General features: G+C 60.5%; 14 protein-coding genes. 5 read left to right on the top strand and 9 right to left on the bottom strand.

Annotated elements, in window-relative coordinates; all coding sequences use genetic code 11:
- Positions 1 to 2: 2 nt before the first annotated feature.
- The 4 genes from ACR0D8_RS10925 to ACR0D8_RS10910 are packed head-to-tail and all read left to right on the top strand — an operon-like array spanning position 3 to position 4,317.
- Complete coding sequence (locus ACR0D8_RS10925) at positions 3 to 1,553, top strand: trimethylamine methyltransferase family protein (RefSeq protein ID WP_480646270.1); 1,551 nt, start codon at positions 3 to 5, stop codon at positions 1,551 to 1,553.
- A complete protein-coding gene (locus tag ACR0D8_RS10920) occupies positions 1,554 to 2,228 on the top strand; it encodes a TetR/AcrR family transcriptional regulator (protein ID WP_480646268.1) in 675 nt (224 codons plus the stop codon).
- Complete coding sequence (locus ACR0D8_RS10915; RefSeq protein ID WP_480646266.1) at positions 2,225 to 3,529, top strand: NAD(P)/FAD-dependent oxidoreductase; 1,305 nt, start codon at positions 2,225 to 2,227, stop codon at positions 3,527 to 3,529. Before ACR0D8_RS10920 ends, ACR0D8_RS10915 begins: the two co-directional genes overlap by 4 nt.
- A 56-nt stretch (positions 3,530 to 3,585) precedes the next feature.
- Positions 3,586 to 4,317 carry a hypothetical protein gene (locus ACR0D8_RS10910; protein ID WP_480646264.1) on the top strand — a complete coding sequence of 244 codons (732 nt, stop codon included), beginning with the start codon at positions 3,586 to 3,588 and terminating at the stop codon, positions 4,315 to 4,317.
- 13 nt (positions 4,318 to 4,330) lie between these two features.
- On the opposite strand, the gene ACR0D8_RS10905 is transcribed toward ACR0D8_RS10910, so the two are convergent.
- Entirely contained in the window at positions 4,331 to 4,690 is a 360-nt protein-coding gene (locus tag ACR0D8_RS10905) for a DUF3307 domain-containing protein (protein WP_475162804.1), read from the bottom strand.
- A 244-nt stretch (positions 4,691 to 4,934) separates the two neighbouring features.
- Here ACR0D8_RS10905 and ACR0D8_RS10900 point away from each other — a divergent pair, with 244 nt between their 5' ends.
- The gene (locus ACR0D8_RS10900) at positions 4,935 to 7,931 is read left to right on the top strand and encodes an ABC transporter transmembrane domain-containing protein (protein ID WP_480646412.1); all 2,997 of its coding nucleotides are present in this window, start codon (positions 4,935 to 4,937) and stop codon (positions 7,929 to 7,931) included.
- Between the two features lie 192 nt (positions 7,932 to 8,123).
- Here ACR0D8_RS10900 and ACR0D8_RS10895 read toward each other — a convergent pair whose 3' ends face one another.
- The 8 genes from ACR0D8_RS10895 to ACR0D8_RS10860 all read right to left on the bottom strand — a co-directional run bounded on the left by ACR0D8_RS10895 (position 8,124) and on the right by ACR0D8_RS10860 (position 15,894).
- Entirely contained in the window at positions 8,124 to 9,356 is a 1,233-nt protein-coding gene (locus ACR0D8_RS10895) for a mandelate racemase/muconate lactonizing enzyme family protein (protein WP_480646262.1), read from the bottom strand.
- A 24-nt stretch (positions 9,357 to 9,380) separates the two neighbouring features.
- A complete protein-coding gene (locus ACR0D8_RS10890; RefSeq protein ID WP_480646260.1) occupies positions 9,381 to 10,475 on the bottom strand; it encodes an alcohol dehydrogenase catalytic domain-containing protein in 1,095 nt (364 codons plus the stop codon).
- 81 nt (positions 10,476 to 10,556) lie between these two features.
- Entirely contained in the window at positions 10,557 to 11,756 is a 1,200-nt protein-coding gene (locus ACR0D8_RS10885; protein WP_480646258.1) for a TCR/Tet family MFS transporter, read from the bottom strand.
- A 70-nt stretch (positions 11,757 to 11,826) separates the two neighbouring features.
- Positions 11,827 to 12,549 carry an alpha/beta fold hydrolase gene (locus ACR0D8_RS10880; RefSeq protein ID WP_480646256.1) on the bottom strand — a complete coding sequence of 241 codons (723 nt, stop codon included), beginning with the start codon at positions 12,547 to 12,549 and terminating at the stop codon, positions 11,827 to 11,829.
- 12 nt (positions 12,550 to 12,561) lie between these two features.
- Positions 12,562 to 13,350 (bottom strand): 3-oxoadipate enol-lactonase, encoded by a 789-nt coding sequence (gene pcaD / locus ACR0D8_RS10875; protein ID WP_480646254.1) that lies wholly within the window; start codon positions 13,348 to 13,350, stop codon positions 12,562 to 12,564.
- 59 nt (positions 13,351 to 13,409) lie between these two features.
- On the bottom strand, positions 13,410 to 14,384 hold the full coding sequence (locus ACR0D8_RS10870) for a threonine ammonia-lyase (protein ID WP_480646252.1): 975 nt from the start codon (positions 14,382 to 14,384) through the stop codon (positions 13,410 to 13,412).
- Entirely contained in the window at positions 14,381 to 15,208 is an 828-nt protein-coding gene (locus ACR0D8_RS10865) for an alpha/beta fold hydrolase (protein WP_480646250.1), read from the bottom strand. The genes ACR0D8_RS10870 and ACR0D8_RS10865 overlap by 4 nt, the downstream gene beginning before the upstream one ends.
- A complete protein-coding gene (locus tag ACR0D8_RS10860) occupies positions 15,208 to 15,894 on the bottom strand; it encodes a haloacid dehalogenase type II (RefSeq protein WP_480646248.1) in 687 nt (228 codons plus the stop codon). The genes ACR0D8_RS10865 and ACR0D8_RS10860 overlap by 1 nt, the downstream gene beginning before the upstream one ends.
- Positions 15,895 to 15,905: the final 11 nt, after the last annotated feature.

The raw sequence follows: 15,905 nt of genomic DNA, 5'->3' as shown, positions 1-15,905 counted from the left end.
CGATGATCACCCAGAGCAGGGAACGCGGGCGAAGACGCCGCGGCCGGGGCGCAGAAGCCGCCCCGACCGCCGGTCGCGACGTGAATTACCGTCAGCTCAGGAACCCGTTCCCCGTGATGGAGGTGTTCCCGCCGGACCAGATCGCCAATATGCATGAAACCGCCCTGCGCACGCTGGAAGACCTTGGGGTGAAAGTTCTGCTGCCCGAGGCGCGCCGGATTTTTGCCGAAGGCGGAGCACGCGTCGACGAAGCCAGTGAGATGGTCTTTGTCGGACGCGATATGGTCGAGGCTGCGGTGGCGTCTGCCCCGAAATCGGTTGCGTGCCGCGCGGGATCTCGTCATCGGGACTTTACGCTCGAACTGGGCAGTCTTGTGTTTCAGCCCGGCGCCGGGGCCCCCAACGCGACCGATCTGGAGCGTGGGCGCCGCCCGGCGACCGGTCAGGATTATCTGGAGTTCCTGAAGCTCACCCATCATTTCGACGTGTTCCAGATGATCTCGCCTCAGGTCGAACCGCAGGATGTGCCGACACACCTGCGGCACTACTTCACGACGCAGGCGCAGATGGAACTGACGGACAAGTTCCCGTTCTTCTTTTCGCGCGGGACGCCGCAGGTGATGGATTGCTTTGAGATGCTGTCCACGGCCCGCGGGTTGTCCGATGACCAATTTCGGGCCAACGCGCATTGCTATACGATCATAAACACCAACAGCCCGCGTACACTGGATATTCCGATGGCGCAGGGTCTGATCGACTTTGCCCGGCATGGTCAAATGTCGATCATCACCCCGTTCACCCTGATGGGGGCGATGGCGCCGATCACCGTTGCGGGGGCAATCACGTTGTCTCATGCCGAAGTGCTGGCTGCGCTGACGCTGACTCAGCTGACCAGACCCGGTGCGCCGGCCTGCTATGGCACCTTCACCAGCAACGTCGACATGAAATCAGGCGCGCCTGCGTTCGGCACGCCCGCGCATTTTCAGGCGTCGCTGGCGGCGGGACAGTTGGCGCGGCATCTGGGACTGCCGTGGCGTTCCGCGGCCGGGTCGGCTTCGAACATCAACGATGTGCAGGCCGCCAACGAAAACCAGTTCGGCCTGTGGGGCTGTCTGATGGCCGGGGCGACAGTGATCATCCATTCGGCGGGCTGGCTTGAGGGCGGCCTTACCGTTTCCTTCGAAAAGCTGATCTGTGACGCCGAGGTCCTGAATATGGTGGCCGAGCTTTGCGCCGGGGCACAAGCGGGCAGTGCCGAGATCGGGTTCGATACCGCGTTGGCCGAGGTTGAACCCAGCGGTCATTTCTTCGCCACCAGCCAGACCATGGAACGCTATAACACGGCTTTTTATGAACCGCATGTGCATGACTATGCCAATTTCGGCACCTGGAAGGAACGCGGCTCGGTGGATGCCAGTCACCGGGCGACGGGCGTCTGGAAGGACATCCTGGCCAACTTCCGTCCCCCCGCGCAGGACGTTGACCGGCTGGGTGCGCTGCGGGATTTCATCGCCCGACGTACCGAGGAGGGCGGCGCGCCGCCGGAGAGCTGAATGACGACCAAACCTATCCTTCATCGCGACGACCCCGAGGCCGAACCGTTGGTCGGCAACGTCAAGGTCACGCGGGACGACTGGCTGAACGTGGCGATGGATGTCCTGATCTCGGACGGGGTAGACCAGATCAAGGTGCTGAACCTGGCCGAGAGGATGGCAGTGTCGCGATCCTCGTTCTACTGGTATTTCAAGTCGCGTCAGGAATTGCTGGATGCGCTGCTGGCCCGATGGCAGGCCACCAATACCGCGGCGCTGGTTGCACAGGCCGAAGCACCGGCAGACACCATCACCGGTGCGGTCTGCAATGTGCACAGATGTGTGGTGAACACTGATCTGTTCGATACCGCACTGGACTTTGCGGTCCGCGACTGGGCCCGCAAATCGGGCAAGGTCCGGCGCGCGCTGGATCAGTCCGATGCCCGCCGCCTTCAGGCCCTGCACGCCATGTTCGCCCGCTACGGCTATTCCGAGATCGAGGCCGAAACACGCGCGCGGGTGCTGTATTACATGCAGATCGGCTATGATCTGGCGCAACTCAACGAACCCATATCCACGCGGATATCCATGGTTCCGCATTACCTGTATGTCTTCACCGGGGTCGAGCCGAAACCGGAGGAAGTCGAGGAATTCAGCACTTACTCAAGGCGCTGTTGGAAAGGAGACCCATCATGAGCCACCCTGACGCAATCATTATCGGAACCGGCGTGATCGGCGCGGCCATCGCGTTTGAGATGGCCAAGGCGGGCTGGAGAACGCTCTCGCTGGACCGCAACAGTCAGGTCGGCCACGGGTCTACCGCCGGGTCCTGCGCGATCATCCGGATGCATTATTCGACCTTTGACGGAACGGCCTTTGCCTGGGAAGGCTATCACTATTGGCGCGACTGGGCGGATTATCTGGGCCTGCCCGAAGATGCCAATCTTGCGCAATTCCGCGAGACCGGCTGTCTGGTTATGAAAACCGATGCCAACGGGATGCTGGAAAAGCATATGCACAACAGCGCCGAACTGGATTGCCCGTTCGAAGAATGGTCGCCCGAAAAGATTACCGAGCGCCTGCCGGTCTATTCTTTGGACAGTTTTGCCCCGGCGCGGCGTATGGACGACCCGGAATTCGGGCATCCGAACGGGCGCAGGATGCAGGGCGGCGTTTTCTGGCCGAAGGCCGGCTATGTCACTGATCCGGCCTTGTCGGCGCAGAACCTGATGGATGCCGCCAAGCAAAACGGGGCAGCGGTGCGCACCGCTGCCGAGGTTGTGGAAATCCTGACCAGCGAAGGGCGCGTTTCGGGTGTGAAGCTGGCCTCTGGCGAGGAAATCCACGCGAAGGTTGTGGTGAACGTCGCGGGTCCCGGTTCGGCGATCATCAATGGGATGGCTGGTGTGCTGGATGACATGACCATCGAAACCCGCCCCTTGCGGCAAGAGGTGGTCCATGTCCCGGCGCCCGAAGGCTTCGACTTTGAAAACCAGGGCACGATTGTGTCGGACAGCGACATCGCCTGCTATTGCCGGCCCGAACACGGCAACCACATTCTGGTCGGCTCGGAAGATCCCGAATGTGATCCGCATCAATGGTGTGAGGACGACGTGCATTACAATCATGACTTCACCGACCAATGGACCACGCAGGCGATGCGCTATGCCCAGCGCGTGCCCAGCCTTGGCATCCCGTCCAAAACGCGCGGTGTGGTTGACCTGTACGACGCCTCGACCGACTGGATTCCGATCTATGACAAATCCAGCCTGCCCGGGTTCTATATGGCCTGTGGCACCAGCGGGAACCAGTACAAGAACGCGCCGATCGCAGGCAAGATGATGACGGCCCTGATCGGCTATTGCGAGGGTGGGGCGGATCACGACACCCGGCCGCTGCAGTTCGAGTTGCCTTATATCGGGCGCAGGATCGATGTCGGATTCTATTCCCGTAAACGCCCGATCAATGAAGAAAGCAGTTTTTCGGTTCTGGGCTAGCCGGCCGTCCAAAACGCTCTAACCTTCCTGGGAACTGCAATCAGGCGGGGCCCAGGATGACCGAGCCGCACAATCGCGTTCTGATACTTGGAAGCGCCCCAAGCGCGCTTGCGGCGCAGGCATGGGCGCGAGCGCCGTTCACTCACATCGTCGCTGTCAATAATGCGTGGCGCATTCGGTCGGATTGGGATGTGCTGATACATCCCGAGGACTTTCCAGCGTGGAACCGGCCCAGCAACGTCGGAAGCCACCAGAGAATTGTCACCGCAGACGAATATGTGCCGGTTCAAAATAAGTTCGGCGGGTTTGTCTATGCCGGCGGCACGATGGCTTTCACTGCCGGTTACTGGGCACTTGCGGTGCTGAGGCCCTGTGTTTTGGCGTATTTTGGCTGTGACATGATTTACCCCGGGTCCGGCAAGACGCATTTCTATGGCAAGGGTGCAGCGGACCCTTTGCGGGCAGATGTGAGCCTTCGGTCGCTTGAGGCCAAGTCGGCGCGTCTTGCGTTGTTGGGCGCGGCACAAGGGTGCAAAGTCGTCCGGCTTTCAATTGGCGAAAGCCGGTTGCTGTTCCCCTCTGTGAACCCGGACAATCTGTCAGATGGCAGCTTACCTTCAACCAAAGAGATGGCGCCCATTTTGAAAGCTGAAGAAGAGCTGGGGTATTTGGTCCCGTCCGGTCGCTATTGGGAAGTCGAACACACGTTTGATGCGGCCAAAATCGACGCTTTGGACCGGCGATGGCTGTCCGCTTACCGCCCGCAATCGCTGGGCAAAGTGGCTTGAGATACCTTGAATCTTAGGTGGCGAATTCGACCCAAGCCCAGACCATCGCAATGTAGGTCAGATTGTGCAAGCACTGGTCCAACCCGGCGGCGCGCCAGAACGCGGCCTGTGTTGGCATCAGTTGCTTCTTGTCCGAATAGCTGGCCTTGGCGAAGTCGATGTTGAAATGAACGATCCATTCCAGCGCGGCAATGATCAGAATGAAGGACCACGGCGCGCCGAATATTAGGAACACGATAACTGAGCCGACAACGTGCACGCCCGCATGCTGCGCCCGGCCCCAGTGAAAATACTCACCACGGCCCGACAGCATTTTAGGTGTCTGGAGGTAATAATCCGCAAACATATGTTTGATCTGCAATAAGCAGAGCATCAGTAACACTGCGCCTAAACTGGCAGTCAAATTGCTCCTCCCGATAACGTCCTGTTGCGAACTCTAGGGGCTAATTTGTGGTTGCGCAAATGAACTTGTTCACACTCGGCGATTATCTGATCAAATTGGAAACTATTTGCGTCTCTGGCCGCGATTGCGGTAAATTCAGGCTGTTGGATTTGCGACACTTTCGTCAAGATCGGACAGGCGATCCGTAACAGGGGCAGGTTCCATAGAACGTACGATTTTCCGCTTTATCTGGAAGTACTCGAAACGCGACCAGCTGATCCTGCTGGCCGTGACATCGACGCTGTTTCCGCTGCTGTACCTGACGCTGGAACTGCCCAAACGCATCATCAACGACGCAATCGGTGCTGCCAGTCCCGTCGTGGATGTCTGGGGCTTCAGCCTGCCGCAGACGACGTTCCTTGTCGTTCTCTGTTTCGCCTTTCTGATGGCCGTTCTTGCCCATGGTCTGATGAAGATGCGGATCAACACCATGAAAGGCGTGTTGAGCGAGCGGATGCTGCGCCGGTTCCGGTACCAGTTGATCAGCCGTGCACTGCGCTTTCCCCAGCCCTATTTCGAGCGGGTCAGTCAGGGCGAGATGGTGTCGATGATCACCGCCGAAAGCGAACCGATGGGCGGTCTGATGGGCGATGCGATCAGTCAGCCGGTTCTGCAGGCCGGGCAGATGATCACGATCCTGTCCTTCCTGTTTCTGCAAAGCGTCTGGTTTGGTCTGGCCGCGGTGGCGCTGATCCCGCTGCAGGCCTGGCTGATCCCCAAATTGCAGCGCCAGATCAACCTGTTGAACAAGAAACGCATTCAGGAAGTGCGCGTTCTGGCCGCGCAGATCGGCGAGAACGCCGCCGGAGCCTCGACCCTGCGGGCCAATGGCGGCTGGCGGTACCGTCGGGCAATGATCTCGGATCAGCTGGGGCGGCTGTTCGGGATCCGGTTCGAGATTTACCAGAAGAAGTTCTTTATGAAGTTCATCAACAACTTCATTTCGCAGCTGACGCCCTTCATGTTCTATCTGATCGGTGGTCTTCTGGTGCTGCAGGGATCGGTGTCTCTGGGCGCTCTGGTTGCAGCGCTGGCCGCCTATAAGGACCTCAGCTCGCCGTGGAAGGAACTGCTGACTTATTACAACCAGACGCAGGACATGGGGTTGCGCTGGGACGTTGTGATCGAGCGGTTTGCCCCTCCGGGCATGCAGGACGAAAAACTGTTTGAGGGCGAGCCCGAAACACAGCCCCGTCTGGACGGCGACATTGTTCTGGATCAGGTTTCGGTCCGGGATATGGATGGCAATCAGGTGCTGGACGACCTGAACCTGACCTTCCCGGGCGGCAAGACCATCGGTATTGCCGCTCCCAGCGAAGAAGACAGGCGCGCGGTTGCGGAGCTGCTGACCCGAGAGATTCTGCCAAGTTCGGGTCGGGTTGAGGTTGCAGGCAAAAACATGTCGGACCTGCATCAAAGTGTCGTGGCCGCGCGCATCGGATACGCTTCTTCCCGTCCGGTCATGTTTCAGGGGACGCTGGGTGACAACGTCATGATGCCGATGCGGTTCAGACCGTTGTCGACGGGATCGGACGACCCGGACTTTGCCGAAACCCAGCGGGCGGGCAACAGCGCTGATCCGTTCCGGGTGGACTGGCTGGATCCGACCCTGGCCGGGTTGAACAGCCCGGACGCGTTGCGGGACTGGTGGCTGCACCTGATCGACGGGATGGGATCGGGCGCCGCCCTGTTCCAACGTGGTGCCGAACAGGTATTTGACGCACAGGACTATCCGGAGCTTGCGCAAAAGCTGATCGAGCTGCGCCCGCTGGTACAGCAGGCCGTGCAGAAGGCCGGGTTGGGTCAACACGCGCTGATCTTTGATCGGTCCTGTTACAACGCGGCCCTGCCGGTTGTTGAAAACCTGCTGTTCGCCACACCTCGCGTGCCGGTCACGCAAGAGCTATTGGCGGGCCAGACCGTCTTTCTGGGCCAGTTGCGCGAACTGGGGCTGGATGAAACACTGGTCAGCCTGACCCGGGACGTGATCGAAATGCTGCGTCAGATCTTTGGTCTGGACGGCACCGATCACCCGTTGTTCCGCAAGCTTGGGCTGGAAGCGCAGACCTACGAAGCCGCGGTGGAGCTGATTGAACGGACCCGCAACGAGGGCGTGTCCGGGCTGAACGACGACCAGCTTGCCAGCCTGCTGGCGGTTCCGTTCGTGATCTCGGCCGAACAGATCGGCCCCGCGTTCACCGACGAGTTGAAGAACAGGATTCTCGAACTGCGTCACAGCCATTCCGAGAAATTGCTGGAGCGTCTGCACGACGTCTTTGTTCCGCTGCACAAGGACGAATTCGCGCCGGGCCTGACTGTCATGGAAAATGCGCTTTTCGGCAAGGTCAGCCAGATCGGCGGCGCGCGCTCGGACGAGGTGCGCAAGCTGATTGTCGACGTGCTGGATGAAAACGGCGCGCGGCCGCTGGTGGTCGAACTGATCTATGACGTTCCGGTGGCGATCGGCGGTCAGAACCTGCCCGCGCTGTTTGCCGAACCGCTGGCCTTTACCCGCGCAACGATCAAGAAGCCGGACATCCTGATCCTGGAAAACGCGCTGGCAAGCTATGACATGGCGACGCAAGTGGCGGTTTACAAAAACCTGCGTTCACTGTTGCCGGACACAACGGTCATCTATCTGAACGATCAGTTCGAGAATCCGGATGTATTCGACATGTACGTCGAAATCCGGCAGGGTCGGGTGGTGTCGGATGAAGGGCCAACCGAAGTGGAAGAAGACAGCGCAGCATCGGCGGATCTTGCGCGCAAACTGCGCGCGCTGGAACAAACGCCGCTGTTTTCCGGTCTCGACCGCAGACAGCTGCGCCTGCTGGCGTTCGGCGCGCGCTGGTTCGATGCCAAGCCCGGCGAAATCGTCTTTCTGAAAGACGATCAGCCCACCGATGGTGCCTATGTCGTGCTGGAAGGTGAAGCCGGGCTTTACCTTCCGCAACTGACGGGGCCGGATCAGTTGATTGCGAAGGTGGGGCCGGGGGCACTGGTTGGTGAACTGGGGCTGATCCGCAAGGAGCCGCGTGCACTCAGCATGATTGCCGAGACGGACCTGTCCTGTCTGCGGATCGGTGAGGAGGAATTCCTGGCCGTGGTCGAAAATGACGCGGCGACGGCGTTCAAATTGCTGCAGGTAATTGCGGGATACGTTTCGAACTAGCGCTTGGGATTGCCGAACGGTTCAAAATGTAACCCATGAACTGCGACGGGTTCTGAGACCGGCGCGGGGTGCAAACCGTCCCTTTGGACCATAGCGGATGACCCTAGTATGGGCGCGCCGTGTCGTCCTCAACGCTGCGCCCTGTTCTGCAACTAGAGTTTGGTGGCACACGCCCCGATTCAGATAGGGTTGTCACCCCTCGGTCGCCGGCGCGCCGCCCTGAAACGCATTGCCGTTTACATAGTCACACGGCTCTTCCTGCATTTGCAGATGCAACCCATCGCCGGTGTAAGGGTGCGCGCGCGCCATGTCTTCGTCTATTTCGATACCGAGACCAGGCGCGGTCGGGGCCGTAACGAACCCGTTTTCAACACGTAACTTGCCTTTGATCAGTTGATCGTGAAACGGCGTTTCGATGGTTTCCAGCAGCAACAGGTTGGGGATCGACGCGGCCAGATGGATATTGGCTGCCCATTCGACCGGCCCGGCGTAAAGATGTGGGGCCATCTGAGCGTTGAATATCTCGGCCATTGCGGCAACTTTTTTCATTTCCCAGATGCCACCTGCGCGCCCCAGGGCCGGTTGCAGGATTTCGGCCGCACCCGCGCGCAGCACGGCACCGAATTCGGCCTTGGTGGTCATCCGCTCACCCGTTGCGACGGGGATGCGGACATTGCGGGCGACGCGGGCCATATCCTCGATCATATCCGGAGGTGTGGGTTCCTCGAACCACAGCGGAGCGTAAGGTTCCAGCGCCTGCCCCAGACGGATCGCGCCTGCGGTATTGAACTGCCCGTGGGTTCCGAACAACAGATCGGCCTTGTCGCCCACCGCCTCGCGGATGGCCTTGCAGAAGGCCACCGACATCGAGATATCGGACATTGCAGGCATATGCCCGCCACGAATGGTGTAGGGGCCTGCGGGGTCGAATTTCACTGCGGTGAAGCCCCGCCGGACCATTTCCGCCGCGCATTCTCCGGCTTGTTCGGGCGAGGTCCAGAAATCGGTCAGGTTATGCTGGGGCAGGGGGTAAAGGTAGGTATAAGCGCGGATGCGTTCGTTCATCAGGCCGCCCAGCAGGGCATAGACCGGGCGGTCGCGATCCTTGCCCAAAATATCCCAGCAGGCGATTTCCAGGCCGGAAAACGCGCCCATAACCGTCAGGTCCGGGCGCTGAGTGAAGCCGCTGGAATAGGCGCGGCGGAACATCAGTTCGATATTCTCTGGGTTTTCGCCCTGCATGTGCCGTTCGAACACGTCCCGGATGACGTGGCGCATGGCCTCGGGGCCGACGGAGGAGGCATAGCATTCGCCCCAGCCGGTGATCCCGGTATCGGTGGTGACTTTCACCAAGATCCAGTAGCGACCACCCCAGCCCGGAGCAGGTGGCGCGGTGACGATGATGTCAAGGTCCTGCAGTTTCATCCGGTTTTCTCCTGCCGAGCGTTCTCAGCCCTGATTGAACACGATGACGTTGCGCTTTGCCGAACCTGTCTTGGTGTCGGCAATCGCTTCGTTGATCTGCGACAATGCCCACCGGCCCGAGATCAGTTCATCCAGCTTGAGCCGCCCCTGTTCGTACAAATCGATCATCCAGGGAATATCGCGCTGAATGACTACGTCCCCCATCTTGGAGCCTACAAGCCCCTGACCCAGCGCCGCCAGAACAACCGGTTCATAGCTGGCCATATCGCCTGAATGTGGCATCCCGATCATGATGGCCTTGCCGCCCCTGCCCAGATAGCGCGGTGCCTGGTCGTAGGCCGGGATCGCCCCGACGGTGACCAGAACCGCATCGGCCCCTCGGCCACCCAACGCACGGAACGCGGCCTTCCACGGCTCTTTCAGGCTGCCCAGAATGCCGTCTGTGGCACCAAATTCCCGGGCGACTTCAAGCTTTTCTTCGGTCATGTCGACGGCCACAATCCGGCGTGCCCCGGCAATTCGCGCGCCCTGAATGGCGTTCAGACCAACACCCCCTGCACCGATGACGACAACGTCCTGCCCGGCCCGCAGACCTGCCGCGTTCACGGCGGCCCCAACGCCGGTGATCACCCCGCAGGACAGCAGGCTGGCGACATCTTTTGGCATGGATTCGGGAATTTTCACGACCTGTCTGTGGCTGACCACCACTTTTTCCGCAAAAGCGCCGCAGGCCATGGCCTGATCCAGCGGCGCGCCGTCGGCGGTCTGCAACGGGCCTTTGGTTGTGTCGAACGGCGTTTCACATTGCGTGGGCTGGCCACCGGCGCAGGTGGGGCATGACCCGCAGGCGCGGATCAGCGTCACCACAACCGGGTCGCCCACTTGAAACCCGCCGGCGGCCTCACCGGTTGCGGTGATCACCCCTGCGGCTTCATGCCCGTAAACGGCAGGCAAAAAACCACCCCACGCGCCACTGGCGTAAGAGATATCCGAATGGCAGATCGCAACGGCGTCCAGAGTGACTTCGACCTCACCCATCCCCGGTGGGGCAAGCAGAACGTCTTCGATGACCAGAGGTTCGGCGAATGCCCGGCAAACAGCCGCTTTGATGGTTTGCATGGTTTCCCTCATTCCGTTTTTGTCACGGTGACGCGGGAAGATGCGCGCTGCAAGACGGAAACCGTCATGATTGCGTCGTTGTTACGCCACGGCGGGGCGTGAACGCAAAAACAGACCAAATCCGAGGAACATCAGCAGCATGGCCAGAAGGAATGGTGCCCCAGGAAGATAGATCGGCGCTTCGGGTCTTGCGAACTGCGCAAAGACGCCAGTCATCACCAGCGGCGAGATTATCATCGAAAGGGCGTGCAGCGAGGTCAGGACACCCTGTAGCTCGCCCTGTTGCGAGTCGGGCGTCACACGTGACATCAGGGCTTGAAGCGCGGGGGTGACGACAGCGCCCAGTGCGGTGATCGGGATCAGCATCAGGGCGATGAAACCATTGGTCAGAAAAGCCAGCAGCAGAAAACTGACAATCTCGAATGTCATGCCGTAGATGATCGTGACCCGCTCGCCCAGATACCGGGTAGCGGGACGGATCAAACCACCTTGCACGGCGGCCATGCCAATGCCGTAGACACCCAGCGACAGGCCGATCATCTGTGGTGACCAGCCAAACCGTTCGGTGGTGAAATACGCCCAGATCGCGGGATAGACATAGATTGACACCGAGTAGAGGAAATACACCCAAAGCATCGGCCGAATGCCGGGCAGGGCCGCGATTGCACGCAGTGAATTCACGGGGTTGGCGCGTCGCAGGTTGAAGGCTCTGCGTGTTTTGTCGGTCACCGTTTCGGGCATCACCACCAGCCCGGCCAGGAACGTAAGTGCGGACAATACCGCCGCTGCCCAGAAGGGCGCGCGCGTGCCGTATTCGCTCAGCAATCCTCCGATGACGGGTCCAAGCACGAAACCGACTCCAAAGGCAGCTCCGAGCAGCCCGAAATTGGCGGCTTTCTCATGGGGTTTCGAGACATCCGCCATAAACGCCGCCGCGGTAGCGTGGGTCGCGGCCGTGACGCCGCCGACGATGCGCCCGGCCAGCAGCAGCCAGATGCTCCCCGCGACTGCCATCACCACATAGTCCAGAGACATGACGAACAACGACACCAGCAAAACCGTGCGCCGCCCATACGCGTCGGACAGGTTTCCCAGAATGGGCCCAAAGATGAACTGCATGGCGGCAAAGGCCGTGCTCAGCACGCCGCCCCAGATCGCCGCGTTGGCCAGCGTTCCGCCCTGAACTTCGACGATCAGTAGGGGCATGATGGGCAAAACAAGACCGATGCCCATTGCGTCGATCATGACCGTGCCGAGCACAAAAAGAAAAGGCAGACGCATGGCATCCATTCAAGTAATTCGCCGGGACATTACCACGGTCGTCGGAACTGTGAAGAACCCTGTGGGGTATTTACGCGCGCGGCAGCTTTTGTTCCAGATCGTTCAGAATCTCAGCCAGATGCCGGGGTTGCGAAAAGAACGGGGAATGAGAGCTGTCGATCGTGTATCTCAGATTTTCAAGGGCGATATGGCTCATTTGTTCTTCGTATTCGGTGGGGATCGTCCTGTCATCCGTCGCGCGGATATAGGCCTTGGGCACGCGCCCAAAGCGATCGGTCAGCGGCAGCGGCGTTTCCTGCGGCGCAATGGGTTGCGGGCTCAGGCGGGCCAGCGCATATGGCACGGTTTCCGGTGGGCAGTCGTGGTAGAACAGGTCATGCACCTTGTCGGGTCGGACCGTGTAGGACAGGCCATCCGTGGATTTTTCAACAGCGTCACGGATTGTCTGGCGCGGTGACCTCTTGCGCATATCGACCATCGACAACCCGTCCTGCGGGACATAGGCGCACAGGAAAACCAGCGCCCGCATGGCGTCCGGGTTCGCCTCGGCGGCGGCGCTGATGGGATAGCCGCCCCAGGAATGACCGACGATTATGGAACCGGGCGTCGTGGCGGACAGGACCGCATCGCGACAGCTGTCCAGCGTGACATCAGCAACCGGCGTCGGGTCCGAGCCGTGGCTGGGCATGTCAATGGCGCGTACCGTGTGGCCAAAAGCCTCAAGCGCGGGGATCAGGTCACGCCAGCACCAGGCGCCGTGACAGGACCCGTGGACCATCAGAAAATCCGCCAAATTCGCACTCCTTCACACATGTCCGACATCGGTCAGAAAACCCCGCAGCAGCGCCGCGTATTCCGTCGGCTGCTCGACACAGGGCAAGTGTCCGGCCCGGCGCATCAACTCGAACCGCGCACCCGGGATCAGGTCGATGGTTTCACGCACCAGATCCGGCGGGGTCGAGCTGTCCTCGCTGCCGGCGATGCCCAGCGTTGGCAGGCGCAGACCGCTGGTTGGTGTGTAGAAGTCCGTTCCGGATATCGCGGCACAGCACCCCAGAAACCCGTCAACGGGTTGCCGGACCATCATGTTGCGCCAGGGCAGATAGCCCGGTGTTGCGCGAAAGCGTTTGGAAAACCAGCGCTCCATCGTCGCGTCCGCCAGGGCTTCGATCCCGCCCTTGCGAACGGCCTGCATCCGGTCCTGCCACATCGACGGGGTGCCGATCTTGGCCGCCGTATTGGACAGAACCAGCGCCCGCACCTGATCCATGCGCTTTACGGCCAGCCCCTGCGCGATCAGCCCTCCGATGGAGAGGCCGACAAAAACGCAGTCCTGCACTTCAAGATGGTCCAGCAATGCCTCGGCATCGCGGACCAGTGCGCCCATCGAATAGGGCGCAGGAGGCAGCGAGGACAGCCCATGCCCCCTTTTGTCGTATCGGATCAACCGCAACCCGGCCGGAAGATGGGGCAACACCGCATCCCAAAGGCGCAGATCGGTGCCCAGCGAATTGGCAAAGACAACCGGTGCGCCATTCGGATCACCATCGATCCTATAGTGAAGCTGCACGTCCCCAAGGTCCGCGATCTGCATGACTTAATCCCCTGTCGTCACACCCAACCATTGCAAACTGACCCAAAGGTAAACCATTGTCAGGTCAGGAATTCCAGCGCTTTTCCAAAGACTTCGGGGTCGGTGTTTCCCCCCGATGCCACAACGATCACTGTATCGCCCTCAATTTCGTCGCGGCGGAACAGTGCCGAGGCAAGCGATACGGCCCCGCCCGGTTCCAGCACGATTTTCAATCGCAGAAAGGCTTGGGCCATGGCCCGCAGCGCCTCGTCTTCGGTGACCGAAAGACCAGGCCCACAAAGGCGGCGCAGGATCGGAAAGGTGATCTGCCCCGGCTGGGGCGTCAGGATCGCGTCGCAAATATTGCCCGAAGACGCTTTGTTGTTCTGTATCTGTCCGGTCGCCAGAGACCGTTTGACGTCGTCGAACCCTTCCGGTTCGCAGGGGCGCGGGCGCAGACCGGGCGCGTGGGTTTCAAGTGCCAAGGCGATGCCCGATGTCAGCCCTCCGCCGCCGCAACACACAAGCACATCTGCCTGATCGACGCCGGCAGCGGACGCCTGCCGGGCGATCTCCAAACCGGTTGTGCCCTGACCCGCGATCACCTGCGGTTCGTCATAAGGGCGGATCAGGGTCAGGCCGCGTTCTGCGGCCAAAGCCTCGCCGATTTCTTCCCGGCTTTCATTGGCGCGGTCGTACAGAACGACCTCTCCGCCCAATGCGCGCGTGTTGTTGATCTTCAGCACCGGGGCATCCGATGGCATGACGATGACCGACGAAACCCCGTGCTTCGCAGCGGCATAGGCGACGCCCTGCGCGTGGTTGCCGGATGAATACGCGATGACCCCGCGCTGCCGATCCGCATCGTCGAGCGCAGAGATCGCCGACCATGCACCGCGGAATTTGAAACTGCCGGTATGCTGCAGGCATTCGGGTTTTACCAATACCCGCCGTTCCGCCATTTCATCCAGAAACGGCGAGTTCAGCAGCGGGGTTTCCCGCACGTGGCCCTTCAACCGCCCGGCGGCGGCTTCTATCAGTTCCAAAGTGCTCATACGGTATCCAATACCTTGCGAATGAGGTCCAGCGACTGCGGCTCGTTCAAAAAGGGAACATGTCCCCGATCCGGCACTTCCGCAGACATAAGACCGGGATGACGATTTTGCATTTCGATCAGCGTTTCCTTGCCGAGGACATCCGAATTTGCACCGCGAAGGACCCCGGCCGGGATATTGCGCAAGGCGTCGAATATTGGCCACAAGTCGGGGGCGGCACCAGCAGCGGCCTGTTCCAGCAGCGCCTTTCTCAGCGCCGGATCGTAGCGCAGAGCAAGCCCGTTTTGGGTCTGTTCGTACTGGTTTTCCACCTGCCGCCGCCAATGGTCGGGCGTAACGCCGCGAAAATGCGGTTCCATCGTGTGCCGCAGGGCATTTGCGGCCTCATCATAGGTTTTCGAAATCGGTGGTTTGCCGACATAGTCCATGATCTTCGCGATCCCCGCTGGTTCCAGCACCGGACCGACGTCATTCAGGATCACGCCGGCCAATCGATCCGGGTGGCTGGTTGCAAGAACCATGGCAATCAGCCCACCCCGGGAGGTGCCCAGAAGAACCGCCCGGTCCAGTTCCAGATGGTCCAGCAACTCGATCACATCATCGGCTTCGCGGACAACATTGTAATTCGCGTAATCCGGGTCGTAATCCGAGTTGCCGCGCCCGCGATAGTCCATTGCGATCATCCGAAGATCGGCCACATGCGGCGCCAGGAACGAGAAATCGCGGCTGTTGCGGGTCAGCCCGGCCAGGCACAGCAGAGGCAGGCCAGAGCCCTTGTCCTCAAAGAAAATGCGCCGGCCGTCAGACGTTGTGAAGAAAGGCATCAAAGTCCTGCCAACTTGGGAATGGTCGTCAGGTCGGACAGAACATGGGCGGGCTTCCAAGGCAAGCGGTCCATAGGCTCGCCTGCACGATTGACCCAGGCGGTGACGAACCCGTACCCGCTGGCCCCCGCTGCATCCCAACCGTTTGAACTGACGAACAGAACTTCGTTCCGGGTGCCGCCAAACCTCTGCTGCACCAGATCATAGACCAGCGCGTGGGGCTTGAAGACGCCGACGCTTTCCACTGACAGAACGTCATCCAACACTGCACCAATGCCTGCCGATTGCACCGCCCCGTCCAGCATCGGCGGCGATCCGTTGGACAGGATCGCCGTTTGCAGGCCACCCTTTTTCAGCGCGGCCAGCATCGCGGGAACTTCCGGATAAGCCTGCAATTGCCAGTACAGGTCAAGCAGGCGCTGGCGCAGGGTCGGGTCGCCGTCCAGACCTGTCGCCTCAAGCGCCCAGTCCAGACCGTCCTGTGTCACATCCCAAAAGTCGGCATGGGCATCCGCAACCGCGCGCAGCCAGGTATATTGGAGTTGCTTCAGGCGCCAGTGATTGGCCAGTTCAGGCCACTTTTCCTGCAATTGCTCAAAGCCGGGCTCAGCCGCGGCCTGGCGCGCGGCGGCGGCGACATCGAACAATGTTCCATAGGCGTCAAATACGCAGGTTTTGATTGGCATCCAGTCCCCTC

The organism is Ruegeria sp. BG10, from assembly GCF_056538575.1.
The sequence above is the reverse complement of the archived record's forward strand: the minus strand, read 5'-3'. Positions and strand labels throughout refer to the sequence as shown.

Excerpts from the sequence above, each read along its gene's own strand:
- ACR0D8_RS10925 (WP_480646270.1), top strand. The coding sequence starts at position 3 with ATGATCACCCAGAGCAGGGAACGCGGGCGAAGACGCCGCGGCCGGGGC.
- ACR0D8_RS10920 (WP_480646268.1), top strand. The coding sequence starts at position 1,554 with ATGACGACCAAACCTATCCTTCATCGCGACGACCCCGAGGCCGAACCG.
- ACR0D8_RS10915 (WP_480646266.1), top strand. The coding sequence starts at position 2,225 with ATGAGCCACCCTGACGCAATCATTATCGGAACCGGCGTGATCGGCGCG.
- ACR0D8_RS10910 (WP_480646264.1), top strand. The coding sequence starts at position 3,586 with ATGACCGAGCCGCACAATCGCGTTCTGATACTTGGAAGCGCCCCAAGC.
- ACR0D8_RS10905 (WP_475162804.1), bottom strand. The coding sequence starts at position 4,690 with ATGCTCTGCTTATTGCAGATCAAACATATGTTTGCGGATTATTACCTC.
- ACR0D8_RS10895 (WP_480646262.1), bottom strand. The coding sequence starts at position 9,356 with ATGAAACTGCAGGACCTTGACATCATCGTCACCGCGCCACCTGCTCCG.
- ACR0D8_RS10890 (WP_480646260.1), bottom strand. The coding sequence starts at position 10,475 with ATGCAAACCATCAAAGCGGCTGTTTGCCGGGCATTCGCCGAACCTCTG.
- ACR0D8_RS10885 (WP_480646258.1), bottom strand. The coding sequence starts at position 11,756 with ATGCGTCTGCCTTTTCTTTTTGTGCTCGGCACGGTCATGATCGACGCA.
- pcaD (WP_480646254.1), bottom strand. The coding sequence starts at position 13,350 with ATGCAGATCGCGGACCTTGGGGACGTGCAGCTTCACTATAGGATCGAT.
- ACR0D8_RS10870 (WP_480646252.1), bottom strand. The coding sequence starts at position 14,384 with ATGAGCACTTTGGAACTGATAGAAGCCGCCGCCGGGCGGTTGAAGGGC.
- ACR0D8_RS10865 (WP_480646250.1), bottom strand. The coding sequence starts at position 15,208 with ATGCCTTTCTTCACAACGTCTGACGGCCGGCGCATTTTCTTTGAGGAC.
- ACR0D8_RS10860 (WP_480646248.1), bottom strand. The coding sequence starts at position 15,894 with ATGCCAATCAAAACCTGCGTATTTGACGCCTATGGAACATTGTTCGAT.